We start from the raw sequence: 1,223 nt of genomic DNA, 5'->3' as shown, positions 1-1,223 counted from the left end.
GGGCGATGTAGCGTTTGAGGCAGCGGATGGTTTGGGTTTTGCTGCGGCCTTTGGTGGTGCTGCGGTGGGCGTAGTCGCGGGTGGTTGGGTGGTGGGCGAGTCTGACGATGGTGATGATGTAGAGGGCTCGGTTGGCTTGGCGGTCGCCGCCGCGGTTGAGTCGGTGGTGGTGGGTGCGGCCTGAGGATGCGGGGATCGGGTTGGTGCCGCAGAGTGCTGCGAAGGCGGCTTCGGTGTGGATGCGGTGGGGGTTGTCGCCGGCGGTGATGAGGAGTTGGGCGGCGGTTTCGGGGCCGACACCGAACTGGGCCAGCAGGCCGGGCGCGGTTTGGGTGACGAGGGTGGTGAGTTCGTGGGTGCTGGTGGCGATTTCGTCGTCGAGGTCGTGGATGCGGTGGGCGTAGCGGCGCAGGACGCGTTTGGCGGTTTGGGTGGGGTCGGCCAGGTTGGTGCCGGGGCGTAGTTTCGCGGCGGCGGCGACGAGTTTGGTGCCTTTGAGGCCGCGGAGCTGGGCGCGGAGTGGTTCTGGGGCGGTGATGAGGAGTTGCTGGAAGGCGTTCATCGCGGCGGTGCGGGCTTTGAGTGCTGAGGCCCGGGTGGTGTGGATCATCCGGAGTGCTTCGGCTGGGCCGGTGCGGGTTTTCGGGGTCCCGGTCGCGGTCCGGGCCAGCACTGCGCGGGCAGCGGCCTCGGCATCGATCGGGTCGGATTTGCCGCGGGTGCGGCGGGTTTTGCGGTCGGGCCGGTCGACCTCGACCAGGTCGATCCCTGCCGTGGTCAGGTGCCGGGCCAGGCCGGCGCCGTAGCTGCCGGTGCCCTCGATCCCGACCTGGCCGAGCTGGCCGTGGCCTTGGAGCCAGGCCAGGAGCTGGCGGTAGCCGGAGCCGGTCGCGGGGAACGTGGCATGGCCCAGGAACTGCCCGGTGGAAGTGATCGCGGCCACGGTATGGGTGTCTTTGTGTGTGTCGACACCACCGATGATCACACTGCGGTCGGTCGTGGCGGTGGTGTTCGTCTGCTGATCTGTCATCGTGGTTACTGCCGTCCTTCGCGTCTGAGCTGATAGGGCGGCACGCACCACCGGGCGGGCGGACAGCACAGTGACCAGGCGCGGCCAAGCTCCTATCAGGTCACGCTCCGTCCGGCCGGTGCGTGCGGCCCCTGACGAAGACGGATCCCATCAAAGACAGCGTCGTCAGTGCTCAAGCGAGTCATCCGCCAAG

1 protein-coding gene is annotated in these 1,223 nt (G+C 68.4%); it reads right to left on the bottom strand.

Annotated elements, in window-relative coordinates; translation table 11 throughout:
- Nucleotides 1–1,030 (bottom strand): IS110 family transposase (locus ACFTSF_RS41615; protein ID WP_380161138.1); only part of this gene is annotated, 1,030 nt, incomplete at its 3' end.
- Nucleotides 1,031–1,223 lie beyond the last annotated feature (193 nt).

The sequence above is a fragment of the Kribbella sp. NPDC056951 genome, assembly GCF_042674205.1.
Classification (GTDB): domain Bacteria; phylum Actinomycetota; class Actinomycetes; order Propionibacteriales; family Kribbellaceae; genus Kribbella; species Kribbella yunnanensis.
This window is presented reverse-complemented; position numbering and strand designations above follow the sequence as displayed.